This window comes from Nocardioides sp. Root1257 (assembly GCF_001425175.1).
Lineage (GTDB): Bacteria > Actinomycetota > Actinomycetes > Propionibacteriales > Nocardioidaceae > Nocardioides.
On the sequence record NZ_LMDV01000001.1, the window covers coordinates 946,063 to 965,958 of the forward strand.

General features: G+C 72.0%; 22 protein-coding genes. 6 read left to right on the forward strand and 16 right to left on the reverse strand.

What is annotated here, in order from left to right; translation table 11 throughout:
• Nucleotide 1 precedes the first annotated feature (1 nt).
• The 7 genes from rnc to ASC77_RS04640 form a co-directional block, all read right to left on the reverse strand.
• Nucleotides 2-721 (reverse strand): ribonuclease III, encoded by a 720-nt coding sequence (rnc, locus tag ASC77_RS04610; RefSeq protein WP_056149908.1) that lies wholly within the window; start codon nucleotides 719-721, stop codon nucleotides 2-4.
• Nucleotides 718-903: a 50S ribosomal protein L32 gene (gene rpmF, locus ASC77_RS04615; protein ID WP_056149233.1), complete on the reverse strand. Its 186-nt coding sequence runs from the start codon at nucleotides 901-903 to the stop codon at nucleotides 718-720. The genes rnc and rpmF overlap by 4 nt, the downstream gene beginning before the upstream one ends.
• Before the next feature lie 33 nt (nucleotides 904-936).
• Entirely contained in the window at nucleotides 937-1,461 is a 525-nt protein-coding gene (locus ASC77_RS04620) for a YceD family protein (RefSeq protein WP_056149236.1), read from the reverse strand.
• A 126-nt stretch (nucleotides 1,462-1,587) separates the two neighbouring features.
• The gene (gene coaD, locus ASC77_RS04625; protein WP_056149239.1) at nucleotides 1,588-2,073 is read right to left on the reverse strand and encodes a pantetheine-phosphate adenylyltransferase; all 486 of its coding nucleotides are present in this window, start codon (nucleotides 2,071-2,073) and stop codon (nucleotides 1,588-1,590) included.
• Nucleotides 2,074-2,169: 96 nt separating this feature from the next.
• Nucleotides 2,170-2,742: a 16S rRNA (guanine(966)-N(2))-methyltransferase RsmD gene (rsmD, locus tag ASC77_RS04630; RefSeq protein ID WP_056149241.1), complete on the reverse strand. Its 573-nt coding sequence runs from the start codon at nucleotides 2,740-2,742 to the stop codon at nucleotides 2,170-2,172.
• 7 nt (nucleotides 2,743-2,749) lie between these two features.
• The gene (locus tag ASC77_RS04635) at nucleotides 2,750-4,987 is read right to left on the reverse strand and encodes an ATP-dependent DNA helicase RecG (RefSeq protein WP_056149242.1); all 2,238 of its coding nucleotides are present in this window, start codon (nucleotides 4,985-4,987) and stop codon (nucleotides 2,750-2,752) included.
• Between the two features lie 19 nt (nucleotides 4,988-5,006).
• Nucleotides 5,007-6,668: a DAK2 domain-containing protein gene (locus ASC77_RS04640; protein WP_082574506.1), complete on the reverse strand. Its 1,662-nt coding sequence runs from the start codon at nucleotides 6,666-6,668 to the stop codon at nucleotides 5,007-5,009.
• 195 nt (nucleotides 6,669-6,863) lie between these two features.
• On the opposite strand from ASC77_RS04640, the gene rpmB reads away from it, so the two are divergent.
• On the forward strand, nucleotides 6,864-7,049 hold the full coding sequence (gene rpmB / locus ASC77_RS04645) for a 50S ribosomal protein L28 (protein ID WP_028645381.1): 186 nt from the start codon (nucleotides 6,864-6,866) through the stop codon (nucleotides 7,047-7,049).
• 81 nt (nucleotides 7,050-7,130) lie between these two features.
• Here rpmB and ASC77_RS04650 read toward each other — a convergent pair whose 3' ends face one another.
• Nucleotides 7,131-8,093: a thiamine-phosphate kinase gene (locus ASC77_RS04650; protein ID WP_056149911.1), complete on the reverse strand. Its 963-nt coding sequence runs from the start codon at nucleotides 8,091-8,093 to the stop codon at nucleotides 7,131-7,133.
• Nucleotides 8,094-8,205: 112 nt separating this feature from the next.
• On the opposite strand from ASC77_RS04650, the gene ASC77_RS04655 reads away from it, so the two are divergent.
• Together ASC77_RS04655 and ASC77_RS04660 are read left to right on the forward strand one after the other, a co-directional pair.
• On the forward strand, nucleotides 8,206-8,442 hold the full coding sequence (locus ASC77_RS04655; RefSeq protein ID WP_056149245.1) for an Lrp/AsnC family transcriptional regulator: 237 nt from the start codon (nucleotides 8,206-8,208) through the stop codon (nucleotides 8,440-8,442).
• A complete protein-coding gene (locus ASC77_RS04660; protein ID WP_056149248.1) occupies nucleotides 8,443-8,952 on the forward strand; it encodes a DUF3515 domain-containing protein in 510 nt (169 codons plus the stop codon).
• A gap of 35 nt (nucleotides 8,953-8,987) precedes the next feature.
• On the opposite strand, the gene ASC77_RS04665 is transcribed toward ASC77_RS04660, so the two are convergent.
• Complete coding sequence (locus ASC77_RS04665) at nucleotides 8,988-10,121, reverse strand: D-alanine--D-alanine ligase family protein (protein WP_056149250.1); 1,134 nt, start codon at nucleotides 10,119-10,121, stop codon at nucleotides 8,988-8,990.
• 31 nt (nucleotides 10,122-10,152) lie between these two features.
• Between ASC77_RS04665 and ASC77_RS04670 the strand changes: the two genes are divergently transcribed.
• On the forward strand, nucleotides 10,153-11,220 hold the full coding sequence (locus tag ASC77_RS04670) for a trans-sulfuration enzyme family protein (protein WP_056149252.1): 1,068 nt from the start codon (nucleotides 10,153-10,155) through the stop codon (nucleotides 11,218-11,220).
• 113 nt (nucleotides 11,221-11,333) lie between these two features.
• Here the strand turns inward: ASC77_RS04670 and ASC77_RS04675 are convergent, their stop codons facing one another.
• Together ASC77_RS04675 and ASC77_RS04680 are read right to left on the reverse strand one after the other, a co-directional pair.
• Nucleotides 11,334-12,338: an NAD(P)H-dependent glycerol-3-phosphate dehydrogenase gene (locus tag ASC77_RS04675; protein ID WP_056149254.1), complete on the reverse strand. Its 1,005-nt coding sequence runs from the start codon at nucleotides 12,336-12,338 to the stop codon at nucleotides 11,334-11,336.
• 156 nt (nucleotides 12,339-12,494) lie between these two features.
• Nucleotides 12,495-13,259, reverse strand: a complete 765-nt coding sequence (locus ASC77_RS04680; protein WP_056149255.1) for a lysophospholipid acyltransferase family protein — start codon at nucleotides 13,257-13,259, stop codon at nucleotides 12,495-12,497.
• Between the two features lie 99 nt (nucleotides 13,260-13,358).
• Here ASC77_RS04680 and cofC point away from each other — a divergent pair, with 99 nt between their 5' ends.
• Nucleotides 13,359-14,009, forward strand: coding sequence for a 2-phospho-L-lactate guanylyltransferase (gene cofC, locus ASC77_RS04685; protein ID WP_056149257.1), 651 nt, complete (start codon nucleotides 13,359-13,361; stop codon nucleotides 14,007-14,009).
• Between the two features lie 58 nt (nucleotides 14,010-14,067).
• On the opposite strand, the gene ASC77_RS04690 is transcribed toward cofC, so the two are convergent.
• The 3 genes from ASC77_RS04690 to leuC all read right to left on the reverse strand — a co-directional run bounded on the left by ASC77_RS04690 (nucleotide 14,068) and on the right by leuC (nucleotide 17,030).
• A complete protein-coding gene (locus ASC77_RS04690) occupies nucleotides 14,068-14,724 on the reverse strand; it encodes an HU family DNA-binding protein (RefSeq protein WP_056149259.1) in 657 nt (218 codons plus the stop codon).
• Between the two features lie 280 nt (nucleotides 14,725-15,004).
• Complete coding sequence (gene leuD, locus ASC77_RS04695) at nucleotides 15,005-15,613, reverse strand: 3-isopropylmalate dehydratase small subunit (RefSeq protein ID WP_056149261.1); 609 nt, start codon at nucleotides 15,611-15,613, stop codon at nucleotides 15,005-15,007.
• A gap of 1 nt (nucleotide 15,614) precedes the next feature.
• Nucleotides 15,615-17,030, reverse strand: a complete 1,416-nt coding sequence (leuC, locus tag ASC77_RS04700; protein WP_056149263.1) for a 3-isopropylmalate dehydratase large subunit — start codon at nucleotides 17,028-17,030, stop codon at nucleotides 15,615-15,617.
• 98 nt (nucleotides 17,031-17,128) lie between these two features.
• Between leuC and ASC77_RS04705 the strand changes: the two genes are divergently transcribed.
• Nucleotides 17,129-17,851 carry an IclR family transcriptional regulator gene (locus tag ASC77_RS04705; protein WP_056149264.1) on the forward strand — a complete coding sequence of 241 codons (723 nt, stop codon included), beginning with the start codon at nucleotides 17,129-17,131 and terminating at the stop codon, nucleotides 17,849-17,851.
• 8 nt (nucleotides 17,852-17,859) lie between these two features.
• On the opposite strand, the gene ASC77_RS04710 is transcribed toward ASC77_RS04705, so the two are convergent.
• The gene (locus ASC77_RS04710; RefSeq protein ID WP_321163687.1) at nucleotides 17,860-18,327 is read right to left on the reverse strand and encodes a methylated-DNA--[protein]-cysteine S-methyltransferase; all 468 of its coding nucleotides are present in this window, start codon (nucleotides 18,325-18,327) and stop codon (nucleotides 17,860-17,862) included.
• 14 nt (nucleotides 18,328-18,341) lie between these two features.
• A complete protein-coding gene (locus ASC77_RS04715; protein WP_056149268.1) occupies nucleotides 18,342-19,847 on the reverse strand; it encodes a DNA-3-methyladenine glycosylase 2 in 1,506 nt (501 codons plus the stop codon).
• Between the last annotated feature and the right edge of the window lie 49 nt (nucleotides 19,848-19,896).

Below are 19,896 nucleotides of genomic sequence, written 5' to 3' on the forward strand. Positions count from 1 at the left end.
GTCAGCCCTGCGGAGTCAGGGAGGCGACGATCTCGCCGTACGCCGTCTCGGCGGCGGCCTGCTCGGCCTCCTTCTTCGAGCGGCCCAGGCCGTTGCCGTAGAGGTTGGCGCCGACGCGGACCTGCGCGGTGAAGGTCTTCATGTGGTCGGGGCCCTCGTCCGCGATCACGTACTCGGGGACGCCGAGCCCGTGCTCGGCGGAGAGCTCCTGGAGCGAGGTCTTCCAGTCCAGGCCGGCGCCCATCGCGGACGCCGCCTCGATCAGCGGGTCGAACAGGCGGTGCACGACGACCGCGGAGGTCTCGAAGCCACCGCCGCTGAGGTGCACGGCGCCGATCACGGCCTCGACAGTGTCGGAGAGGATCGACGCCTTCTCGCGGCCACCGGTGGCCTCCTCGCCGCGGCCGAGCATGACGTGCTCGCCGACGCCGATGGTGCGTCCGACCTCGGCCAGCGCGCGGGCGTTGACGACGGCCGCGCGCAGCTTCGCCAGCCGGCCCTCGGAGAGGTCGGGGTGGGTCCGGTAGAGCGTCTCGGTGACGACCACGCCGAGCACGGAGTCACCGAGGAACTCCAGCCGCTCGTTGGTCGGCAGCCCACCGTTCTCGTACGCGTACGAGCGGTGCGTGAGCGCGCGCTCGAGCAGCTCGGGGTCCAGCTCCGGATCCCCGAGTGCTGCTCGCAGCGCGGCGTAGTTGGTCAGCGGACCGAGGCCGGTCAGAGGACCTGACGACGCTCGGCGCGCGCGCCGTACTGGCCGCACTCGCCGCACGCACGGTGCGGGAGGTGCTTGGCACCGCAGGCGGGGTTCGCGCACGTCACCAGGTTGGGCGCAACGGCCTTCCAGGCCGAGCGACGGTGGCGCGTGTTGCTGCGCGACATCTTCCGCTTCGGGACAGCCACAGTTATCTCCTCTACCAGGACCGGCGGTGCCGGTCAGTCTTGGTCTTGCTCATCTTGCCTCAGGGCGGTGAGTCCCGCCCAGCGCGGGTCGATCGCTGCCTCGTGTGCGTGGTCGGGGTCGTCCGCCAGCCGGGCGCCACACTCGACGCACAACCCAGGACAGTCCTCCATGCACAGCGGCTGGAACGGTAGTGCGAGCACCACCGCGTCCCGCAGCAGGGGCTCCAGGTCGACCAGGTCTCCCTCGAGCTTGCTGACGCCGTCGTCCTCCTCGGAGGAGTAGTCCCGGTCGTCGTAGACGAACAGCTCCTGGAACGTGACCTCCGTGGGTTCGGAGATCGGCTCCAGGCACCGTGCGCACTCACCCTCGAGCTCCGCCTTGGCGGTGCCCGTGACCAGCACACCCTCCATGACCGCCTCCAGCCGCAGGTCGAGCTCGACCGGCGTGCCTTCGGGGACGCGAAGGACTTCGATGCCCAGATCTGCGGGTGCCGGGACCGTCCGTTCCACCTGTCGCTGGGACCCCGGGCGGCGGCCGAGCTCGCGGGTGTCGAGCACGAGCGGCGCTCTCGGGTCCAGGCTGCTCAGGTTTCTACTTCCGGTTCAGGCACCAACAGATCAGCGAGAAGCGTACCGGTCGGTCACGGGCGCGACCAATTCGCTCGCGGTTCGCTCCCGGTTCGCTCACGCGTGCTTCGCGGCGATGCGGGCCACCAGCCGGTCGTGCACGGAGGCCGGCACCAGCGCCGAGACGTCCCCGCCGAGGGAGGCGACCTCCTTGACCAGGCTGGAGGAGACGTAGCCGAGCGCGGCATTGGTCGGCACGAAGACCGTCTCCACCCCGGTCAGGTGGGAGTTCATCTGCGCCATCGGCAGCTCGTACTCGTAGTCGTTGCCGCCGCGCAGCCCCTTGACGATCGCCTGGGCCCCGATGTCGCGGCAGAAGTCGACGATCAGCCCCGTGAACCCCATCACGGTGACGTTGGGCAGGTCGGCGCAGACCTCGCGCAGCATCTCCAGGCGCGCGTCGGGCTCGAAGAGCCTGGACTTCGACGGGTTCGTGCCGGTCGCGACGACCAGCTCGTCGAAGAGGACGGCGGCACGCCGGAAGATGTCGACGTGACCGTTGGTCACCGGGTCGAACGAACCGGGGCACACGGCGCGTGTCATGGCGTGGAGGCTATCGGAACCGCGCCAGCGGTTCCGATGTTGGTGGTTGAGCGAGCCGCGCGGCTGAGGAACGAAGCCGCGACCGGCGTGTCGAAACTACCGGGTCCCCGCGGAGAACTCGGCGTACCAGAGGGTGGTCTCGCCGTAGCGCTTGGCGCGGGTGTCCGTGAACCCCTCCGGCCAGGTCGGCTCGGGGCTGCGCCCGGACCGCTCCACGACGACGAGGGCGCCGGGGACGAGCCAGCCGTGCTCCACCAGCGCGTCGAGGTCGGCGGCGACGTCCTCCTCCGAGAGGGGGTACGGCGGGTCGCTGAACACCACGTCGTAGGGCGCGCTGGGCGGCTTGCGCAGCGTGGCGGCGACCGAGCCCGCGATGACGCCGGCCTTGGCGAAGCCGATGGTGCGCGCGTTGTCGCCGATCAGCGTCGCCGTCCGCCGGTCCTGCTCGACGAGCGTGACGACGCCCGCGCCGCGCGACCAGCCCTCGAGGCCGACCGCCCCCGACCCGGCGTACAGGTCCAGGAAGCGGAGCCCGTGCAGCGAGCCGCACCACGACTCGACCGCGGAGAAGAGCGCCTCCCGCACCCGGTCGCTGGTCGGTCGGGTCGCCGAGCCCCGGGGCGTCTCGAGCCGACGGCCGCCGGCCTGTCCCCCGATGATCCTCGTCATGCCGCGGTCACGACTTCTCCATGAAGTCGGACTGCACCGACTCCTCGAGGCGGGTGACCGCCGTGGCGAGCGCAGGCGCCTGCGCGAGGTCGGGGTCGGAGTCCAGGAGCGTGACCGAGGCCTCACGGGCCTGCACGATCGTCTTCTCGTCGCGAAGCACGCGCAGAGTCTGCAGCCCGGAGCGGTATCCCGACTGCGATTTGCCGAGAACGTCCCCCTCCCGACGCTGCTCCAGGTCGACCCGGCTCAGCTCGAAGCCGTCCGTGGTGGCGGCCACGGCGTCCAGGCGGTCGCGCGCCGGGCTGCCCAGCTCGGCCCGCGAGACCAGCAGGCACAGACCCGGGTGACCGCCGCGACCGACCCGCCCGCGCAGCTGGTGCAGCTGCGAGACGCCGAACCGCTCGGCGTCGACCAGCACCATCGCCGTCGCGTTGGCGACGTCGACGCCGACCTCGATGACGGTCGTCGCCACCAGCACGTCGACGTCACCGGCGGCGAAGGCCCGCATCACGCGGTCCTTGTCCTCGGGCGGCATCCTGCCGTGCAGCTTCTCCACCCGCAGCCCGGCCAGCGGTCCCTCGACGAGCTGCGCGGCGACCTCCTCGACGGCTGCCAGCCCGCCGGCCGGCTTCTCCGGGGTGACGGTGTTGCCGTCCTCGTCGAGCTCCAGCTGGTCCGTCTCGCCCTGCTCCTGCTCGTCGCCGGTGATGCGGGGGCACACGACGTACGCCTGGTGACCCCTCTCGACCTCCTCGCGCACGCGCTCCCACACCCGGCCGAACCAGGTCGGGTGCTCGGCGAGGGGTACGACGTTGGTCTGGATCGGCGCCCGGCCGGCCGGCAGCTCGGTGAGGGTGGAGACCTCGAGGTCGCCGAAGACGGTCATCGCGACGGTCCGCGGGATCGGGGTCGCGGTCATCACGAGCACGTGCGGCGGGGTGCCGGCCTTGTCGGTGAGCGCGGCGCGCTGCTCGACGCCGAAGCGGTGCTGCTCGTCGACGACGACCAGGCCGAGGTCGTCGAAGATCACGTTGTCCTCGAGCAGCGCGTGCGTGCCGATCACGATCCCGGCCTCCCCCGTCGCGATCCGCGACATCGGAGCGGTGCGCTGGGCCTTGGTCATCGACCCAGTCAGCAGCTCGACGTTGGTCGCGTCGGCGGCGCCGCCGAGCATCCCGCCGGCGGCGAGGTCGCCCAGCATCGCGGTGATCGAGCGGTGGTGCTGCTGCGCGAGCACCTCGGTCGGGGCCAGCAGGGCGGCCTGGCCGCCGGAGTCGACCACCCGCAGCATGGCGCGGAGCGCGACGAGCGTCTTGCCGGACCCGACCTCGCCCTGGAGCAGGCGGTTCATCGGGTGCGCCTCGGCCAGGTCGGCCTCGATCTCCGCGCCGATGTCGCGCTGGCCGGCGGTCAGCTCGAAGGGCAGCCGCTCGTCGAAGACCGCGAGCAGACCGCCCTGGTCACCCGTGCGGGCCCGGGCGCCCAGCTCGAGGACCGCGCGCCGGCGCCGCGCGAGCACGAGCTGGGTGACGAGCGCCTCCTCGAAGCGGAACCGGCGCTGGGCCCGGGTGATGTCGGCGTACGTGTCCGGGGCGTGGATGCGGTCGAGGGCGTCGCGCGCGCCGAGGATCTCGTAGCGCTCCCGCACGTCGTCCGGGAGCAGGTCGGGCACCTCGTCGACGATCGTGAGGGCGAACGCGACGGCCTTCTGGATGTCCCACGAGTCGACGCTCTTGGTGAGCGGGTAGATCGGGTAGAAGGCGCGGATGCTCTCCAGCGACAGCTCCGCGAGGTCCTCGCCGCCGTCGCCGAAGAGCACCATCTGCGGGTTGGTGAGCTGCCACTCGTCCCGGAACCGGCCGACCTTGCCGAGGAAGATGCCGCGACGGCCCTCCCGCAGGCGACCGACGTTCCAGTCCGCGACGTGCTGCGACTTGGCGAAGAACGACATCCGGAGCACCGGCCCGTCGGTGCGGACGACCGTGTCGACGCGGTACGCCGGGCGCCCGGTACGTCGGTCCTTGTAGGTGTTGATGCGCGGCCGTCCGAGCTCACCGCTGACGGTCAGCAGCTCGCCCTCGTGGAGCTCGTCGACCTTCGTGAGCTCGCCGGTCTTGATGTAGCGGCGCGGGAAGTGGTGCAGCAGGTCGTCCACGGTGCGCAGCCCGAGCCGTTCGACGATGGCGTCGCGCTTCTTCTTCTGGTCGCCGAGGACGGTGGCGACCGGAGAGTCGAGGGTGATCATGCGTCGACCTCCACGGCGCTCACTCGGCGGACATCAGCAGCGGGTACCGCGGCTGACCTCCGTCGTACACCACGACGTCGACAGCGGGGTGGTGCTCCTCGACGTACGCCGCGCACCGGGTCGCGAGCGAGCCGTCGGGGTCGTCGGCGCCGCCGACGATCGTCACCAGCTCGCCGCCGCCGCCGAGCAGCCGGTCGAGCACGTCGCTCGCGACGGTCAACAGGTCGTCCCCCACGACGGCGAAGTCGCCGGCCACGACGCCCAGCACGTCGCCGGGCTCGCACGGGCCGGCCATCGTCATGGCCTGCTTCGCGGCGATCGTGACGGCCCCCTGACGCGCGTGCCGCGCGGTCGCGGTCATCTCGAGCACGTCCTGGTCGAACGCGCGGCCGGGCTCGTGGACCGCGATCGCCGCCAGGCCCGTGACCTGGGCGTGCGTGGGGATGACGGCGACCCGGATCGCGTCGCGGTGGTCGGCCTCGGCGGTCCGCGCGGCGATCTGGGCGACGCGGACGGAGTCGGCGTCGTTGGGCAGCACCACGACCTCCGCGGCACCGCAGCCGGTGATCGCCTCGAGCAGCTCGCCGGTCGACGGACGCAGCCCGGGACCGGCGCTGACGACCACCGCGCCCGCCTCCTCGAACAGGGCGGCGAGCCCGGGGCCCGCGGCGACCGCGATCACCCGACGGCCGGAGCGGGCCGAGACCCGTCCGACACCGGCCGCCTCGACCTGCTCGGCGAAGTGCGTGACCCGGACCCGGTGCGGTCGCCCGGCCTCGATGCCGGCCTCGATGGCGGCGCCGACGTCGTCGACGTGGACGTGCACGTTCCAGAGCCCGTCGCCGCCGACGACCACGAGCGAGTCGCCGAGCCCGGCGAGCGTCTCCCGCAGCGCGCCGATCCCGGCGTCCTCGGCGTCGAGCAGGTACATCACCTCGTACGCCGGGCCGTCCGGGGTCAGGTCTCCTGCGGTGGGCTGGATCGGCACCGGGATCTGGCGCGCGCCGATCGGCGCGGTCACCGGCACCGGCCGGCGGCCGGTCAGGACGGTCTCGGCGGCATCGAGGATCACGCTCAGCCCGCGGCCGCCGGCGTCCACGACGCCGGCGTCGCGCAGCACGGGCAACAGCTCCGGCGTACGAGCGAGGGCCTCGCGCGCGGCCGCGGCTGCGGCCACGAAGACGTCGCGCGAGCGCGCCCCCGGCTCGGCGGCGACCTTCGCGGCGGCTTCCCCGGCGGCCCGGCTGACCGTGAGGATCGTGCCCTCGACCGGCGTACCGACCGCGGCGTAGCTCGCGTCCGCCGCCCCGACCAGGGCGGCCGCCATCACGGACGCGCTGCGCTCCTCGGCCTCGGCCTGCACGATCCGGCGGGCGATCGCGCGCAGCATCTCGCTGAGGATGACCCCTGAGTTGCCGCGCGCACCGAGGAGCGCGCCGCGGCCGAAGGCGTCGAGCGCGGGCCCGAGGCCGACGTCGGGATCCTGCGCGACCAGGGCGCGCACGGCGTCGCGCGCGCCCGAGACGGTGAGGTACATGTTGGTGCCGGTGTCGCCGTCGGGCACCGGGTAGACGTTGAGCGCGTCGATCTCCTCGCGGGCCTGGGCCAGCGCGTCGGTGGCCACGTCGACGAAGCGCAGCACCACGGCGAGGGTGATGCGGCCCTCGATCGGTACTTCCATCATCGCGACCTCGATCGTGGAGAATGGTGCGGACGGGCTCGGTCGTTCTCGGGGGAGTCGCCCTCGGGGAGATGAGTGCCACAGGCTAGTGGCAGGCGCACGATTTCCGCCTCGGCGGCCCGTCGGATACATTTGTTCGGTTGCCCGTTCACGGGCCCCCTTTCTCAAGACCATCGATTCGTTCAGGAGTACCTCGTGGCTGCCGTCTGTGACATCTGCGCCAAGAAGCCGGGCTTCGGCAACAACCGGCCGTGGTCGCGCAAGATCACGAAGCGCCGCTTCGACCCCAACATCCAGCGCGTGCGGGCGACCGTCAACGGCACGCCGAAGCGTCTCAACGTGTGCACCGGCTGCCTCAAGGCCGGCAAGGTCTCGCGCTGACCTAGCTCTTCCGAGAGGCCCCGACCGTTCAGCGGTCGGGGCCTTTCGCATGCCCGGAGCGCTGTTGCTGGTCGACGCCGCTCAAAAGTGCGTCCACCCGGTGGGTCCGTCGTACGCCGCGCCGTCGACGGTGACGCCGGAGCCCTCCGTGACGGCGCCGATGACGGCCCAGCCGTCCGGCACCGCCCCGACCGAGGGGAAGGTCGCCAGCAGGGCGTGGTCGTCGCCCCCACCGAGGATGAACTGGATCGGGTCGGCACCGAGGGCGGCCCCCACAGCCTGCAGCGGCTCGGGGACGTCGAAGGCCGAGGCGTGGACGTCGATCGCGACGCCGGAGTCGTCGGCGAGGTGGCCGGCCTCCGCGAGCAGCCCGTCGGAGACGTCGATCAGTGCCGTGGCACCGGCCGCGGCGGCCGCCGGACCCGCGTCGTACGGCGGCTCCGGGCGTCGGTAGGCCTCGACCAGCACCCGCGGGGAGCGGAAGCCGCGCCCCAGCACCGCGAGCCCACCCGCCGCCCAGCCCTGGCGCCCGCAGAGCGCCAGCACGTCGCCCGGGCGCGCCCCCGAGCGCAGCACCGGCGACTCGGTGCAGGCGCCGAGCACGGTCACGGCGATCACCACCTGGTCGGCCCGGGTGAGGTCTCCCCCGACGACGCTGGCGCCGACCTTGGCGCACTCCTCGGCGAACCCGCGTGCGAAGTCGAGCGCCCACTGCACGGGCAGGTCGGCCGGGGCCGCGAGACCGACCGTGAGCGAGGTGGCGCGTCCGCCCATCGCGTTGATGTCGGACAGGTTCTGCGCGGCGGCCCGGTGGCCGACGTCGACGGCGTCGGCCCACTCCCGGCGGAAGTGGCGACCCTCGACCATCAGGTCCGTCGACACGACGACGTGGCCGGTGCGCACCCGCAGGACGGCGGCGTCGTCGCCGGGACCGACCAGCACCTGCTCGCCCTGCGGGAACAGGGCGACGAGCGCCGAGATCAGGCCGAACTCCCCCGCGTCGGCGAGGGTGGCGTCGGGCGGGAACGGGTCGGGGGCGGCCATGGCACCCATCCCACCAGATGCCGGGTGGGACGATCGACGCCACCTACCGACACGCGCATACCGCGCGGTAGGTTGGCCCAGCACGTTCGCCAGCAACCCCAGGGAGAGCTCGATGGTCGTCCAGGCGTACATCCTGATCCAGACCGATGTCGGTAAGGCTGCTGAGGTGGCATCAGCCATTGCGCAGGTCAAGGGCGTGACCCTCGCGGAGGACGTCACCGGCCCGTACGACGTGATCGTGCGCGCCGAGGCCCGCAACGTCGACGAGCTCGGCAAGCTGGTCGTCTCCAAGGTCCAGAACCTCGACGGCATCACCCGCACGCTGACCTGCCCGGTCGTGCACATCTGAGTGCAGGCCACCGCGCGTTCGCGACGCCCCGGGTCCCGGCGGACCCGGGGCGTCGTCGCGTGCGCTGCCCTGCTGCTCCTTGCGACGGGGTGCAGCAGCGGGCCGCCGGACATCCCGACGCCCGACCTGTCGTCGACCGACGACGCCGCCTGCCGGGCGCTCGTCTCGGCCCTGCCCGACACCCTCGCCGGTGAGAAGTCGGTCGAGGTCGACGGCGACGCGGCGTACGGCGCGGCCTGGGGCGATCCCGCGATCGTGCTGACCTGCGGGGTCGGTGCGACCGATCTCGACGACGTGCCGAAGTGCGTCGTGGCCGACGGCGTCGGCTGGCTGGTGCCCACGGACGAGGTCGACGGCGACCGGGACGCGACGTTCACCGCCGACGGCTACCGCCCCCGGGTGCGTCTCGAGGTCCCGCGGGACTACCTGCCCGAGCAGGGGGCGAGCGCGCTCGCCGAGCTGGCGCCCCTGGTCAAGGCACACACCACCAAGAAGGTGCCCTGCGTCTAGGTGCCCTGCGTCTAGGTGCCTGCGTCTAGCGCCGTCTAGCGCAGGCCGGTGTCGCGGGCCAGCGCCAGCCGGATCAGGCGGTCCACGAGCGCCGGGTAGTCGACCCCCGACGCCGCCCACATCTGCGGGTACATCGAGGTCGGCGTGAAGCCCGGCATCGTGTTGATCTCGTTGACCACGACCCGCCCGTCGGCGAGCACGAAGAAGTCGACCCGGGCGAGGCCCTCGCAGCCCACGGCGTCGAAGGCGCGCACGGCCAGCGCCCGGATCTCCGCGGCGATGTCGTCCGGCAGGTCGGCCGGGATGTCGATCTCGGTGTGCTCACCGGGCAGGTACTTGGCCGCGAAGTCGTAGAACTCGTGGTCGCCGCCGACGCGCAGCTCGGCCGGAGCGCTGGTCTCCGGGGTGCCGTCGAGCGCCTGGAGGACCCCGCACTCGATCTCGCGGGCATCGACCGCGGCCACCTCGACGAGCACCTTCGGGTCGAACCGGATGGCCTCGGCGATCGCGTCGTCGAGCTCGCCCGCGTCGTGCACCTTGGAGATGCCGAAGCTCGAGCCGCCGCGGGCCGGCTTCACGAACTGCGGGTAGCCGAGCGTGGCGGCCCGCTCACGGCAGCCGTCCGGGTCCTGCTCCCACTCGCGTGCCGTCACGGTGACCGACGGGAGGACCGGCAGTCCGGCAGCGGTGAGCACGACCTTCATGTAGGCCTTGTCCATGCTGACCGCGGAGGCCAGCACCCCGGCGCCGACGTAGCGGACGCCGGCCATCTCGAGCATCCCCTGGATGGTCCCGTCCTCGCCCCACGGCCCGTGCAGCAGGGGAAAGACCACGTCGACGTCGCCGAGGGTGCGTGGCGGCTGCGACGGCTCGGTCACGACCAGGCCGGTCGAGCTCGCCTCGGGCGCCAGCGCGATGGTGGCACGATCGCCGTCGACGGCCGGGAGCCGGTCCGGCCCCTCGATCCGCAGCCGCTCGGGGTCACCGGACTCCAGCACCCAGCGACCGTCGGTGGCGATGCCGATCGGGACCACGTCGTACTGCTCGGGGTCGATCGCCGCGAGGACGCTGCCGGCGGTGACGCAGGAGATGGCGTGCTCGCTGGATCGTCCTCCGAACACGACGGCGACGCGGGGCTTGCGGGATGGCCGCTCAGACGGGGAGTTCATCGGCACGACCTTATCCGTCTAGGTTGCTGGCATGACCGAGGACCTGCGGCCCGCCACCATCGCCGTCACGACCGGCCGGCCCCCCCACGAGCCGGACCAGCCGTTGAACCAGCCGATCGTGATGGCCTCGACGTACGTCGCGGGCGGCGACCTCGAGTACGGCCGCTACGGCAACCCGACGTGGACGGCGTTCGAGGACACGCTCGGCGCCCTGGAGGGCGGCCGGGCACTGGCCTTCTCGACCGGGATGGCGGCCACCACCACGGTGCTCGACCTCGTCGGCCACGACGCGCTGGTGATCGCCCCGGCGCACTCCTACACCGGCACCCTGCTCGAGTTGGCCGACCTGGAGAGCCGCGGACGGCTGCGCACCAAGCTGGTCGACATCACCGACACCGAGGCCGTCGTCGGAGCGGTCGAGGACGCAGCGCTCGTGTGGTTCGAGTCGCCCACCAACCCCGCCCTCGAGGTCGCCGACATCGCGGCGATCAGTGCCGCCGCGCACGAGGCGGGTGCGTACGTCGTGGTCGACAACACCTTCGCGACGCCGATCAACCAGCGGCCGCTGACGATGGGCGCCGACATCGTCGTGCACTCCGCGACGAAGTACCTCGCCGGCCACAGCGATGCCCTGCTGGGTGCGGCAGTCACTGCCAACGACGAGCTCTACGCCGTCCTCAAGGGGCGGCGCGACCTCCTCGGCGCCGTACCCGGCACCCTCGAGGCGTGGCTGGCCGCGCGCGGCATCCGCACGCTGCACCTGCGCGTCGAGCGGGCCCAGCAGAACGCCGCCGAGCTGGTCCGCCGGCTGCTCGGCCACCCCGCGGTCAGCGAGGTCCGCTACCCCGGGTTCGGTGGCATCGTCTCGGTCGTGCTCGCCTCCGGCGCGATGGCCGCCGACCTGTTCACCCACCAGACCAGGCTGTGGGTGCACGCGACCTCGCTGGGCGGCGTGGAGTCGACCTTGGAGCGCCGGCGTCGCTGGAAGGCCGAGCCCGCCACCATCCCGGACGGCCTGGTGCGGCTGTCCGTCGGCATCGAGGACGTCGAGGACCTCTGGGCCGACCTCGAGCGGGCGCTGGACAACCTGGTCAGGTAGCCGGACGAGGCTGGCTCACACCTCACCGGGTCTCGGCACGCTCCCCGCGACTTCGTTCCTCAGTCGCGTCGCTTGCTCGACCACCATCAGACTGACGTGATCGACTTCGTCGATCAGTCAGTCTCAGCCTTCGTGTCGCGGGCGATGAACGCGTCCATCATCTCCGCCGCCGTCATCCGGCCGTCGACGAGCGCGTCGACGTGGTGCGCGATCGGGGCGTCCACGCCGGTGCGCTCGGCCAGGGCGAGGAGGGACGAGCACGACTTCGCGCCCTCGGCGACCTGACGGGTCGAGGCGTAGATCTCCTCGGTCGTCATCCCCTGCCCCAGCTTCTCGCCGAACGTCCGGTTGCGGGACAGCGGCGACGAGCAGGTGGCGACCAGGTCGCCGAGCCCGGCGAGGCCCATCAGCGTCAGGGGGTTGGCGCCGAGCGCCATCGCGAGCCGCGCGGTCTCCGCGAGGCCGCGGGTGATCAGCGAGGCGGTCGTGTTGTCGCCGAAGCCGAGGCCGACGGCCATGCCGACCGACAGCGCGACCACGTTCTTGTAGGCACCGCCGAGCTCGCAGCCGAGCACATCGACGCTGGTGTAGGGGCGGAACGCCGGCGAGTGGCAGCGTGCCTGCAGCATCTTGGCGACGTCCTCGTCCTCGCAGGCCACCACCGAAGCGGCCGGCTCACGACGGGCGATCTCCTTCGCCAGGTTGGGCCCGCTGATGACGGCGATGCGCTCGGGGCCCGCCTCGGTGATCTCGGCGATCACCTGGCTCATCCGCTCCAGGGTGCCCAGCTCGACGCCCTTCATCAGCGAGACGAAGGTCGCCCCGGGCTCGACGTACGGCGCCCACTGGGTGAGGTTCTCCCGCAGCGACTGCGACGGGGTCGCGAGCACGACGACGTCGGCGCCGTGCAGCGCCTTCTCGACGTCGTGGGTCGCCTGGATCGCCGGCGGCAGCTCGACGCCGGGGAGGTAGTCGGCGTTCTCGCGCTGCTCATTGACAGCGGCGGCGACCTCCTCGCGACGGGCCCAGAGGGTGACGTCGTTGCCGGCGTCGGCCAGCACGATCGAGAACGCGGTCCCCCAGGAACCGGCACCGAAGACCGCGACCTTTTCACTCATGCACGTACTCGCTTCGCTCCGTGCGCGCATGAGGCACTGAGGACGCTGCGTTGGATTGTTCGCTCGCTTCGCTCACTCATGCACGTACTCGCTTCGCTCCGTGCGCGCATGAGGCACTGAGGACGCTGCGTTGGATTGTTCGCTCGCTTCGCTCACTCACGTGTTGTCCTCCTGCGCCTTGTGGGGGTTGCCGATCTGTCGCACGCCCTGCTTCTTCATGTCGAAGCGCTCCGCCGGTGCCTGCTCGCCGCGGACCTCCTCGACGAGCGCCGTGATGGCCGCCATGATCCGGTCCGTGGCCTGCTGGATCACCGCCGGGGTCCGCTCCAGGTCGACGAGGTCGGACAGGTCGACGGGGGTGCCCACCTTCATGGTGATGAGCTTGCGGGGGAAGAGGTCGGGCTTCTTTGCGTACGGCGCGAGGATCGCCTGCGCACCCCACTGGCCGACCGGGATGACGGGGCACCCGGTCTCCAGCGCGATCCGCGCGGCGCCGGACTTGCCGGTCATCGGCCAGCCGTCGGGGTCCCGGGTGATGGTCCCCTCCGGGTAGACCACCACGCACTCGCCCTGGCGGACCGCCGCCACGGCGGCGTCGAAAGCGCCGGCGGCGTTCCTGCTCATCCGCTCGACCGGGATCTGGCCGGCGGCGCGCAGGAAGTAGCCGAGCGCCCGGTTCTTGAACAGGCCCGACTTCGCGAGGTAGCGGGGCAGCCGGCCGTGGTCGTAGACGATGTGGGCCGCCGTCAGCGGGTCGACGTGCGAGACGTGGTTGAGCACGAGGATGAAGCCGCCCGACTCCGGGATCCGCTCGCCGTCGATCCACTCGTGGGTGGTCGTCGCCACCAACGCCGTGCGGACGATCGGCTCCGCGATCCACCACGCCCAGCCGCGCTTCTGGGTCTGCTTCCGAACAACCACGTGCGCAGGCTACTCGCTCGTGACACCAGTCACGGGACGCGCCGTCTGCGTCGCGGACCGGTCGCTCGAACGCTCCCCCGGCCTGACAGGATCGGCCCGATGCCCGATCACCCCGCTCCCTCGCGCTACGCCGTCCTGGTGCCGGTCAAGCCCCCGGCCGTCGGCAAGTCGCGCCTGGCCGGGCTCGGCGACGGGACGGCGCGCCGCCGGCTGGCGGAGGCGTTCGCCCAGGACACCGTGCTCGCCTGCCTGCGGGCGGAATCGGTCCATCAGGTGCTGGTGGTCACGGACGACGCTCAGTTCTCGTACGTGCTCTCCGCCTTGGGGTGCGCAGCCATCCCGGACGGTGTCTCGGGCGATCTCAACGCGACACTGCGCCAGGCCGCGGCCGAGGCCAGGCGCCGGTGGCCGGACCTGGTGCCGGTCGCCCTCTGCGCCGACCTGCCCGCCCTCCGGCCCGACGACCTCGATGCCGTGCTCGGGTCCCTGACCGCGGACGGGCCGAGCTTCGTCCCGGACGCCGCCGGGATCGGGACCACCGTCTACGTCGCCGACCACGACCGGTTCGACCCGCACTTCGGGCCGGGCTCGCGCGCCGCCCACCTCGATGCCGGGGCACGCGAGCTGGCCGACGCCCCGTCATCCGTACGTCGTGACGTGGACGACCCGGCCGACCTGGCCGACGCCGTCGAGCTCGGGGTCGGGGCGAGCACGACCCTGGCCCTGCTCGTCGTGGACGACGCCTCCTGACGCAGCAACGGGCCGCCATCCCTGAGGACGACGGCCCGTTGCGGTAGAGCTGTGCGGATCAGGCCTTCTTGGCGGCCTTCTTCGCCGGAGCCTTCTTCGCGGGGGCCTTCTTGGCCGGAGCCGCCTTCTTGGCCGGTGCCTTCTTCGCTGCGGCCTTCTTGACCGGCGCGGTCTTCTTGGCGGGAGCCGCCTTCTTCGCCGGAGCCGCCTTCTTGGCCGGAGCCTTCTTCGCCGGGGCCTTCTTGGCGGGCGCCTTCTTCGCGGGAGCCGCCTTCTTCGCCGGAGCCGCCTTCTTCGCCGGAGCCGCCTTCTTGGCCGGAGCCGCCCTCTTCGCCGGAGCCGCCGCCTTCTTGGCAGCGGCGGCCGCCTTCTTCGCGGGAGCGGCGGCCTTGTTGGCCGTGGCAGCCGAAGCGGTCACGGTCAGCTTGGGCAGCTTCTTGGCCCCGGACACGACGTTCTTGAGGTCGGCGCCCGCGGTGAACTTCGGCACCGCGGTCTTCTTCGCCTTGATCCGTGCACCGGTCTGCGGGTTGCGCACCCAGCGGGCCTCACGCACGCGCTTCTCGAAGGACCCGAAGCCGGTGATGGCGACCTTCTCGCCCTTCGCCACCTCCCGCGTGATCGTGTCCAGCACGGACTCGAGGGCGTGCGATGCCGCCTTCTTGTTGCCGTCGAAACGAGACGAGAGTGCCTCGATGAACTCTGACTTGTTCACTGTCTTCCCTTCCAATGAACGCTGTGGTCGAGCCCATGCTCGACTTTCTTCAATGCACGCTAGGTAAACGTGGCGGCAGCCACAATCACCACGCGGCGTTTTGCGGCGTGTTTTTCGTCGTTCTCGAAATGCGTATTCGGCGCCCAGATCCGCTCAGCGACGGGGCATTCCGACAAATGGGCACTTCGGACCCCGCCGACGCCAAATGCGTGATGCCGAGAATCCTCAACCAGGGTTGGGGATTCTCGGCATCAACGGGCCGACCGACCAGCGAACGTCGTCAGCTCGCGTGCTGCGTCACCGGCTTCCAGCTCGGCCGGGTCGCCTCGAACGCGGAGATGTCGGCGTCGTGGCTCAGAGTGATGCCGATGTCGTCGAGGCCCTCGAGCAGCCGCCAACGCGTGTAGTCATCGATGTCGAACGAGTCCTCGATGGCATCGATGCCCTCACCGGCGCGCACCGTGCGCGACTCGAGGTCGACGGTCACCGTCGCGCCGGGCTGCTCGTCGAGCAGGTCCCAGATGCGCTGCACGACCTTCTCGTCGACCTGGGCGGCCACCAGGCCGGCCTTGCCGGAGTTGCCCCGGAAGATGTCGCCGAAGCGCGGCGAGATCACGGCCTTGAAGCCGTAGTTCTGGAGCGCCCAGACCGCGTGCTCCCGCGACGACCCGGTGCCGAAGTCGGGACCGGCCACCAGGACCGAGCCGCCGGCGTACGCCTCGTTGTTGAGCACGAACGTCGCGTCGTTGCGCCATGCGGCGAACAGCCCGTCCTCGAAGCCGGTGCGGGTGACGCGCTTGAGGTACTCCGCCGGGATGATCTGGTCGGTGTCGACGTTGCTGCGCCGCAGCGGGACACCGACGCCGGTGTGGGTCGTGAACTTCTCCATGTCAGTTGCTCCCAACGGTCTGCAGGTCGGCCGGCGACGAGAGGGTGCCGCGGATGGCAGTGGCGGCGGCGACCGGCACGGACACCAGGTGCGTGCGACCGCCCTTGCCCTGGCGGCCCTCGAAGTTGCGGTTGGACGTCGACGCGCTGCGCTCCCCGGCGGAGAGGGTGTCGGGGTTCATGCCCAGGCACATCGAGCAGCCGGCGCCGCGCCACTCGGCGCCCGCCTGCTTGAACACGACGTCGAGGCCCTCGGCCTCGGCCTGCAGGCGTACCCGCGCGGAGCCGGGGACCACGAGCATCCGCGTGTCCGCGGCGACCCGGTGGCCCTCGATGATCTGCGCCGCGAGGCGCAGGTCCTCGATGCGGCCGTTGGTGCACGAGCCCACGAAGACCGTGTCGACCTTGATGTCGCGCATCGGCGTACCGGCCTCGAGGCCCATGTAGCGCAGTGCGTTCTCCGCGGCGATCTGGTCCTGGGAGTCCTCGAAGTCCTCGGGACCGGGAACGTTGGCACCGAGCGGGACGCCCTGGCCGGGGTTGGTCCCCCACGTGACGAACGGCGTCATCGTGCTCGCCTCGAGCACGATCTCCTTGTCGAAGACCGCGTCGTCGTCGGTGCGCAGCGTCTTCCAGTGCTCGACGGCGGCGTCCCAGTCGGCGCCCTTCGGCGCCTCGGGACGGCCCTCGATGTAGTCGAAGGTGACCTGGTCGGGGGCGATCATGCCGGCCTTGGCGCCCCACTCGATCGACATGTTGCAGACCGTCATCCGGCCCTCCATCGAGAGCTCCTCGATGGCCTGGCCGCGGTACTCGACGATGTAGCCCTGGCCGCCGCCGGTGCCGGCGTGGGTGATCAGCGCCAGGACCATGTCCTTGCCGGTGACGCCCTCGGGCAGGCTGCCGTTGATGGTGACCGACATGGTCTTGGGCTTGGCCTGGGGCAGGGTCTGAGTGGCGAGCACGTGCTCGACCTCGGAGGTGCCGATGCCGAACGCGATCGCGCCGAACGCGCCGTGCGTGCTGGTGTGGCTGTCGCCGCACACGATCGTCATGCCCGGCTGGGTCAGCCCCAGCTGGGGGCCGACGACGTGGACGATGCCCTGCTCGATGTCACCGAGCGGGTGCAGGCGGACGCCGAACTCCTCTGCGTTGCGCCGCATCGTCTCGACCTGCGTGCGCGAGACCGGGTCGGCGATCGGCTTGTCCCAGTCGAGCGTCGGGACGTTGTGGTCCTCGGTCGCGAGGGTCAGGTCGGGACGGCGTACCTGCCGGCCGGCGAGGCGGAGACCGTCGAACGCCTGGGGGGAGGTCACCTCGTGGATGAGGTGCAGGTCGATGAAGAGCAGGTCCGGCTCTCCGTCGACGGACCGGACGACGTGCTCGTCCCAGACCTTCTCGGCCAGGGTCTTGCCCATGACTGACTCCCTCGGTTTCGGCTCGGTGTTGATCAGTGGTGGATACGTCACAGAGCGTACCGCTTGCATCCCATGATCTGAGACGCCAGTATTGCCATATGGACAACACCAGCGGAGTGGGCGTGCTCGACAAGGCCGCCCTCGTGCTCACCGCCCTCGAGTCCGGGCCGGCCACCCTCGCGGGTCTGGTCTCGGGCACCGGTCTGGCCCGGCCGACGGCGCACCGCCTGGCCGTCGCTCTCGAGCACCACCGTCTGGTCGCCCGCGACATGCAGGGCCGCTTCGTGCTGGGCCCACGGCTCGCCGAGCTCTCCGCGGCCGCCGGCGAGGACCGGCTGCTCGCGACCGCCGGACCGGTGCTCGCGCGACTGCGCGACATCACCGGCGAGTCCGCCCAGCTCTGGCGCCGCCAGGGCGACCACCGCGTGTGCGTCGCGGCCGCCGAACGGCCCAGCGGCCTGCGCGACACCATCCCGGTCGGGTCCCAGCTGACGATGCGCGCCGGCTCCGCCGCCCAGGTGCTGCTCGCGTGGGAGGACCCGGAGCGGATGCACCGCGGCCTGCAGAACTCCGCGTTCTCCGCCGCCGCGCTCTCCGGCATCCGCCGGCGCGGCTGGGCACAGTCGGTCGGCGAGCGCGAGCAGGGCGTCGCGTCGGTCTCCGCGCCGGTGCGCTCCCCCGGCGGCAAGATCATCGCCGCGGTGTCCGTCTCCGGCCCGCTCGAGCGGCTCTCGCGTCAGCCGGGCCGGATGCACGCTCCCGCCGTGCTCGCCGCCGCCGAGCGGCTGTCGGAGTCGCTGCGGCGGGCTGCGGCCGAGTAGGCGAGCCCTCAGAACAGCCCGTCGACCTCGAGGTTGAGCAGGAGCTGCTTGCGCTCGAGCCCGCCGGCGTACCCGGTGAGGGTGCCGTTCGCGCCGATGATGCGGTGGCACGGGATCACGATCGGGATCGGGTTGCGGCCGTTGGCGAGGCCGACCGCGCGGGAGGCCGCGTTGGTCATGCCGAGGCGGTGCGCGATCTCGCCGTACGACGCGGTCTCGCCCCAGCCCACGCCGAGCAGCTGCTCCCAGACCCGCTGCTGGAAGTCGGTGCCGACCGGGCCGAGCGGCAGGTCGAACTCCTTGAGGTCGCGGTCGAAGTACGCCGTCAGCTGCCGGACGGCCTCAGCCAGCACCGGGTTGTCCGGTGCTTCCGCGCCGCGGACGCGGCCCGTTGTGTCGCGGAAGGGTGAGAACTCGATCGCCGTGATGGCGGCGTTCTGCTCGACGATGCGCAACGGGCCGATCGGGGATGGCATGACGGTCCACATGTTCAGTGCTCCTTCGGAGTGAGAGTGTGCCAGAGGTAGAGTTGGGCGTAGGAGCGCCACGGGCTCCACGCCTCGGCGAGCGCCGCCGCGTCGGCCGGGTCGCGGCCGAGGCGGACCAGCGCGTCGCGGATGCCGACGTCGGTCGGGAGGAAGACGTCGGGATGACCGAGCGCGCGCAGCGCGATGTAGTCGGCCGTCCACGGTCCGATGCCGGGCAGGGCCAGCAGCGCTCGTCGTACGTCGTCGCGGTCGGGGCCGCGGTCGAGCGCGATCTCCCCGGACGCCAGGGCCGAGCACAGCGCGATCAGGGCGCGGCCCCGGGCGCGCGGCATCGGCAGGTCCTCCGGGTCCAGTGCGGCGATCGTCGCCGCATCGGGGAAGAGGTGGGTCAGTCCGTCGACGGGGCGTGCGATCGGGCGCCCGTGCTCTGCGGTCAGCCGCGCCGCGACGGTGCGGGCGCCGGCGACGCTCACCTGCTGACCGAGCACCGCGCGCACCGCGACCTCGTGTCCGTCGACGTGACCGGGCACCCGCAGTCCCGGCCAGCGCCGCACCAGCGGACCGATCAGCGGGTCGCCGGCGAACGCGTCGCCCACCGCAACCGGGTCGCAGTCGGCGTCCAGGAGCCGGCGCACCCGCTCGGTCGCCGCACTGATGTCGCGCAGGTCCTCGAGCGCGAACGACGCCGTCACGAACGCGGTCTGCTGGGGCGCCGGCTCGTCCGGGATCTCCAGCCGGACCGTGCCGGTGCCGTGCGGGAGGGCGAGGGTCCGGGCGTACCAGCCCTCCCCCGCGGCCTCGACGCCCGGCACCGCACGGAGCGCGAGGAAGTCGAGCAGCCGGCTCCCGGCGTACGGCGTCCGCACGGCGAGCCGCATCACGACCGTGCCGGTGGCCGGCTGCCCGCCCCGGCGCCCGCGGAGCTGGGTCGGCGAGGACGCGTAGACCTCGCGGACCGTGTCGTTGAACTGGCGGACGCTGGAGAAGCCGGCCGCGAAGGCGACGTCGGCGTACGTGAGGTCCGTGGTCTCGATCAGGATGCGGGCGGTCTGCGCCCGGCGGGCCCGCGCCAGGGCGAGCGGCCCGGCGCCGAGCTCGGCGGTGAGGATCCGCCCGAGGTGGCGCGAGGTGTAGCCGACCCGGTCGGCCAGTCCCTCGACCCCCTCGCGATCGACGACGCCGTCGGCGATCAGCCGCATCGCGCGACCGGCGGCGGTCGCGGCGACGTCCCAGTCCGGGCTGCCCGGCGTCGCGTCCGGCAGGCAGCGCTTGCAGGCGCGGTAGCCGGCGGCCTGGGCCGAGGCGGCGCTCGGGTGGAACGTGACGTTGTGGAACGCGGGGGTGCGCGCCGGGCACGACGGCCGGCAGTAGATGCCGGTGGTGCGGACCGCGGTGTAGAAGACGCCGTCGAACCGGCGGTCCCGCGACTTCACCGCGCGGTAGCAGGACTCGCTCTCCAGGTGAAGGGCCACCTGGGGGGCCGTCCGCGTCTCAGGGGTCGGGCTCATGTCCCCATCCTCCCCCACGCCACCGACACGATCTGGCGGGAATCGGACA

What these genes read in the sequence shown, in the direction of transcription:
- ASC77_RS04675 (WP_056149254.1), bottom strand. Translation starts at nt 12,338, where the DNA reads ATGAGTGAAAAGGTCGCGGTCTTCGGTGCCGGTTCCTGGGGGACCGCG.
- ASC77_RS04715 (WP_056149268.1), bottom strand. Translation starts at nt 19,847, where the DNA reads ATGAGCCCGACCCCTGAGACGCGGACGGCCCCCCAGGTGGCCCTTCAC.
- rsmD (WP_056149241.1), bottom strand. Translation starts at nt 2,742, where the DNA reads ATGACGAGGATCATCGGGGGACAGGCCGGCGGCCGTCGGCTCGAGACG.
- ASC77_RS04710 (WP_321163687.1), bottom strand. Translation starts at nt 18,327, where the DNA reads ATGCCATCCCCGATCGGCCCGTTGCGCATCGTCGAGCAGAACGCCGCC.
- ASC77_RS04670 (WP_056149252.1), top strand. Translation starts at nt 10,153, where the DNA reads ATGACCGAGGACCTGCGGCCCGCCACCATCGCCGTCACGACCGGCCGG.
- ASC77_RS04640 (WP_082574506.1), bottom strand. Translation starts at nt 6,668, where the DNA reads ATGGAAGTACCGATCGAGGGCCGCATCACCCTCGCCGTGGTGCTGCGC.
- ASC77_RS04665 (WP_056149250.1), bottom strand. Translation starts at nt 10,121, where the DNA reads ATGAACTCCCCGTCTGAGCGGCCATCCCGCAAGCCCCGCGTCGCCGTC.
- leuD (WP_056149261.1), bottom strand. Translation starts at nt 15,613, where the DNA reads ATGGAGAAGTTCACGACCCACACCGGCGTCGGTGTCCCGCTGCGGCGC.
- ASC77_RS04655 (WP_056149245.1), top strand. Translation starts at nt 8,206, where the DNA reads ATGGTCGTCCAGGCGTACATCCTGATCCAGACCGATGTCGGTAAGGCT.
- ASC77_RS04650 (WP_056149911.1), bottom strand. Translation starts at nt 8,093, where the DNA reads ATGGCCGCCCCCGACCCGTTCCCGCCCGACGCCACCCTCGCCGACGCG.
- ASC77_RS04635 (WP_056149242.1), bottom strand. Translation starts at nt 4,987, where the DNA reads ATGATCACCCTCGACTCTCCGGTCGCCACCGTCCTCGGCGACCAGAAG.
- leuC (WP_056149263.1), bottom strand. Translation starts at nt 17,030, where the DNA reads ATGGGCAAGACCCTGGCCGAGAAGGTCTGGGACGAGCACGTCGTCCGG.
- ASC77_RS04705 (WP_056149264.1), top strand. Translation starts at nt 17,129, where the DNA reads ATGGACAACACCAGCGGAGTGGGCGTGCTCGACAAGGCCGCCCTCGTG.
- cofC (WP_056149257.1), top strand. Translation starts at nt 13,359, where the DNA reads ATGCCCGATCACCCCGCTCCCTCGCGCTACGCCGTCCTGGTGCCGGTC.
- coaD (WP_056149239.1), bottom strand. Translation starts at nt 2,073, where the DNA reads ATGACACGCGCCGTGTGCCCCGGTTCGTTCGACCCGGTGACCAACGGT.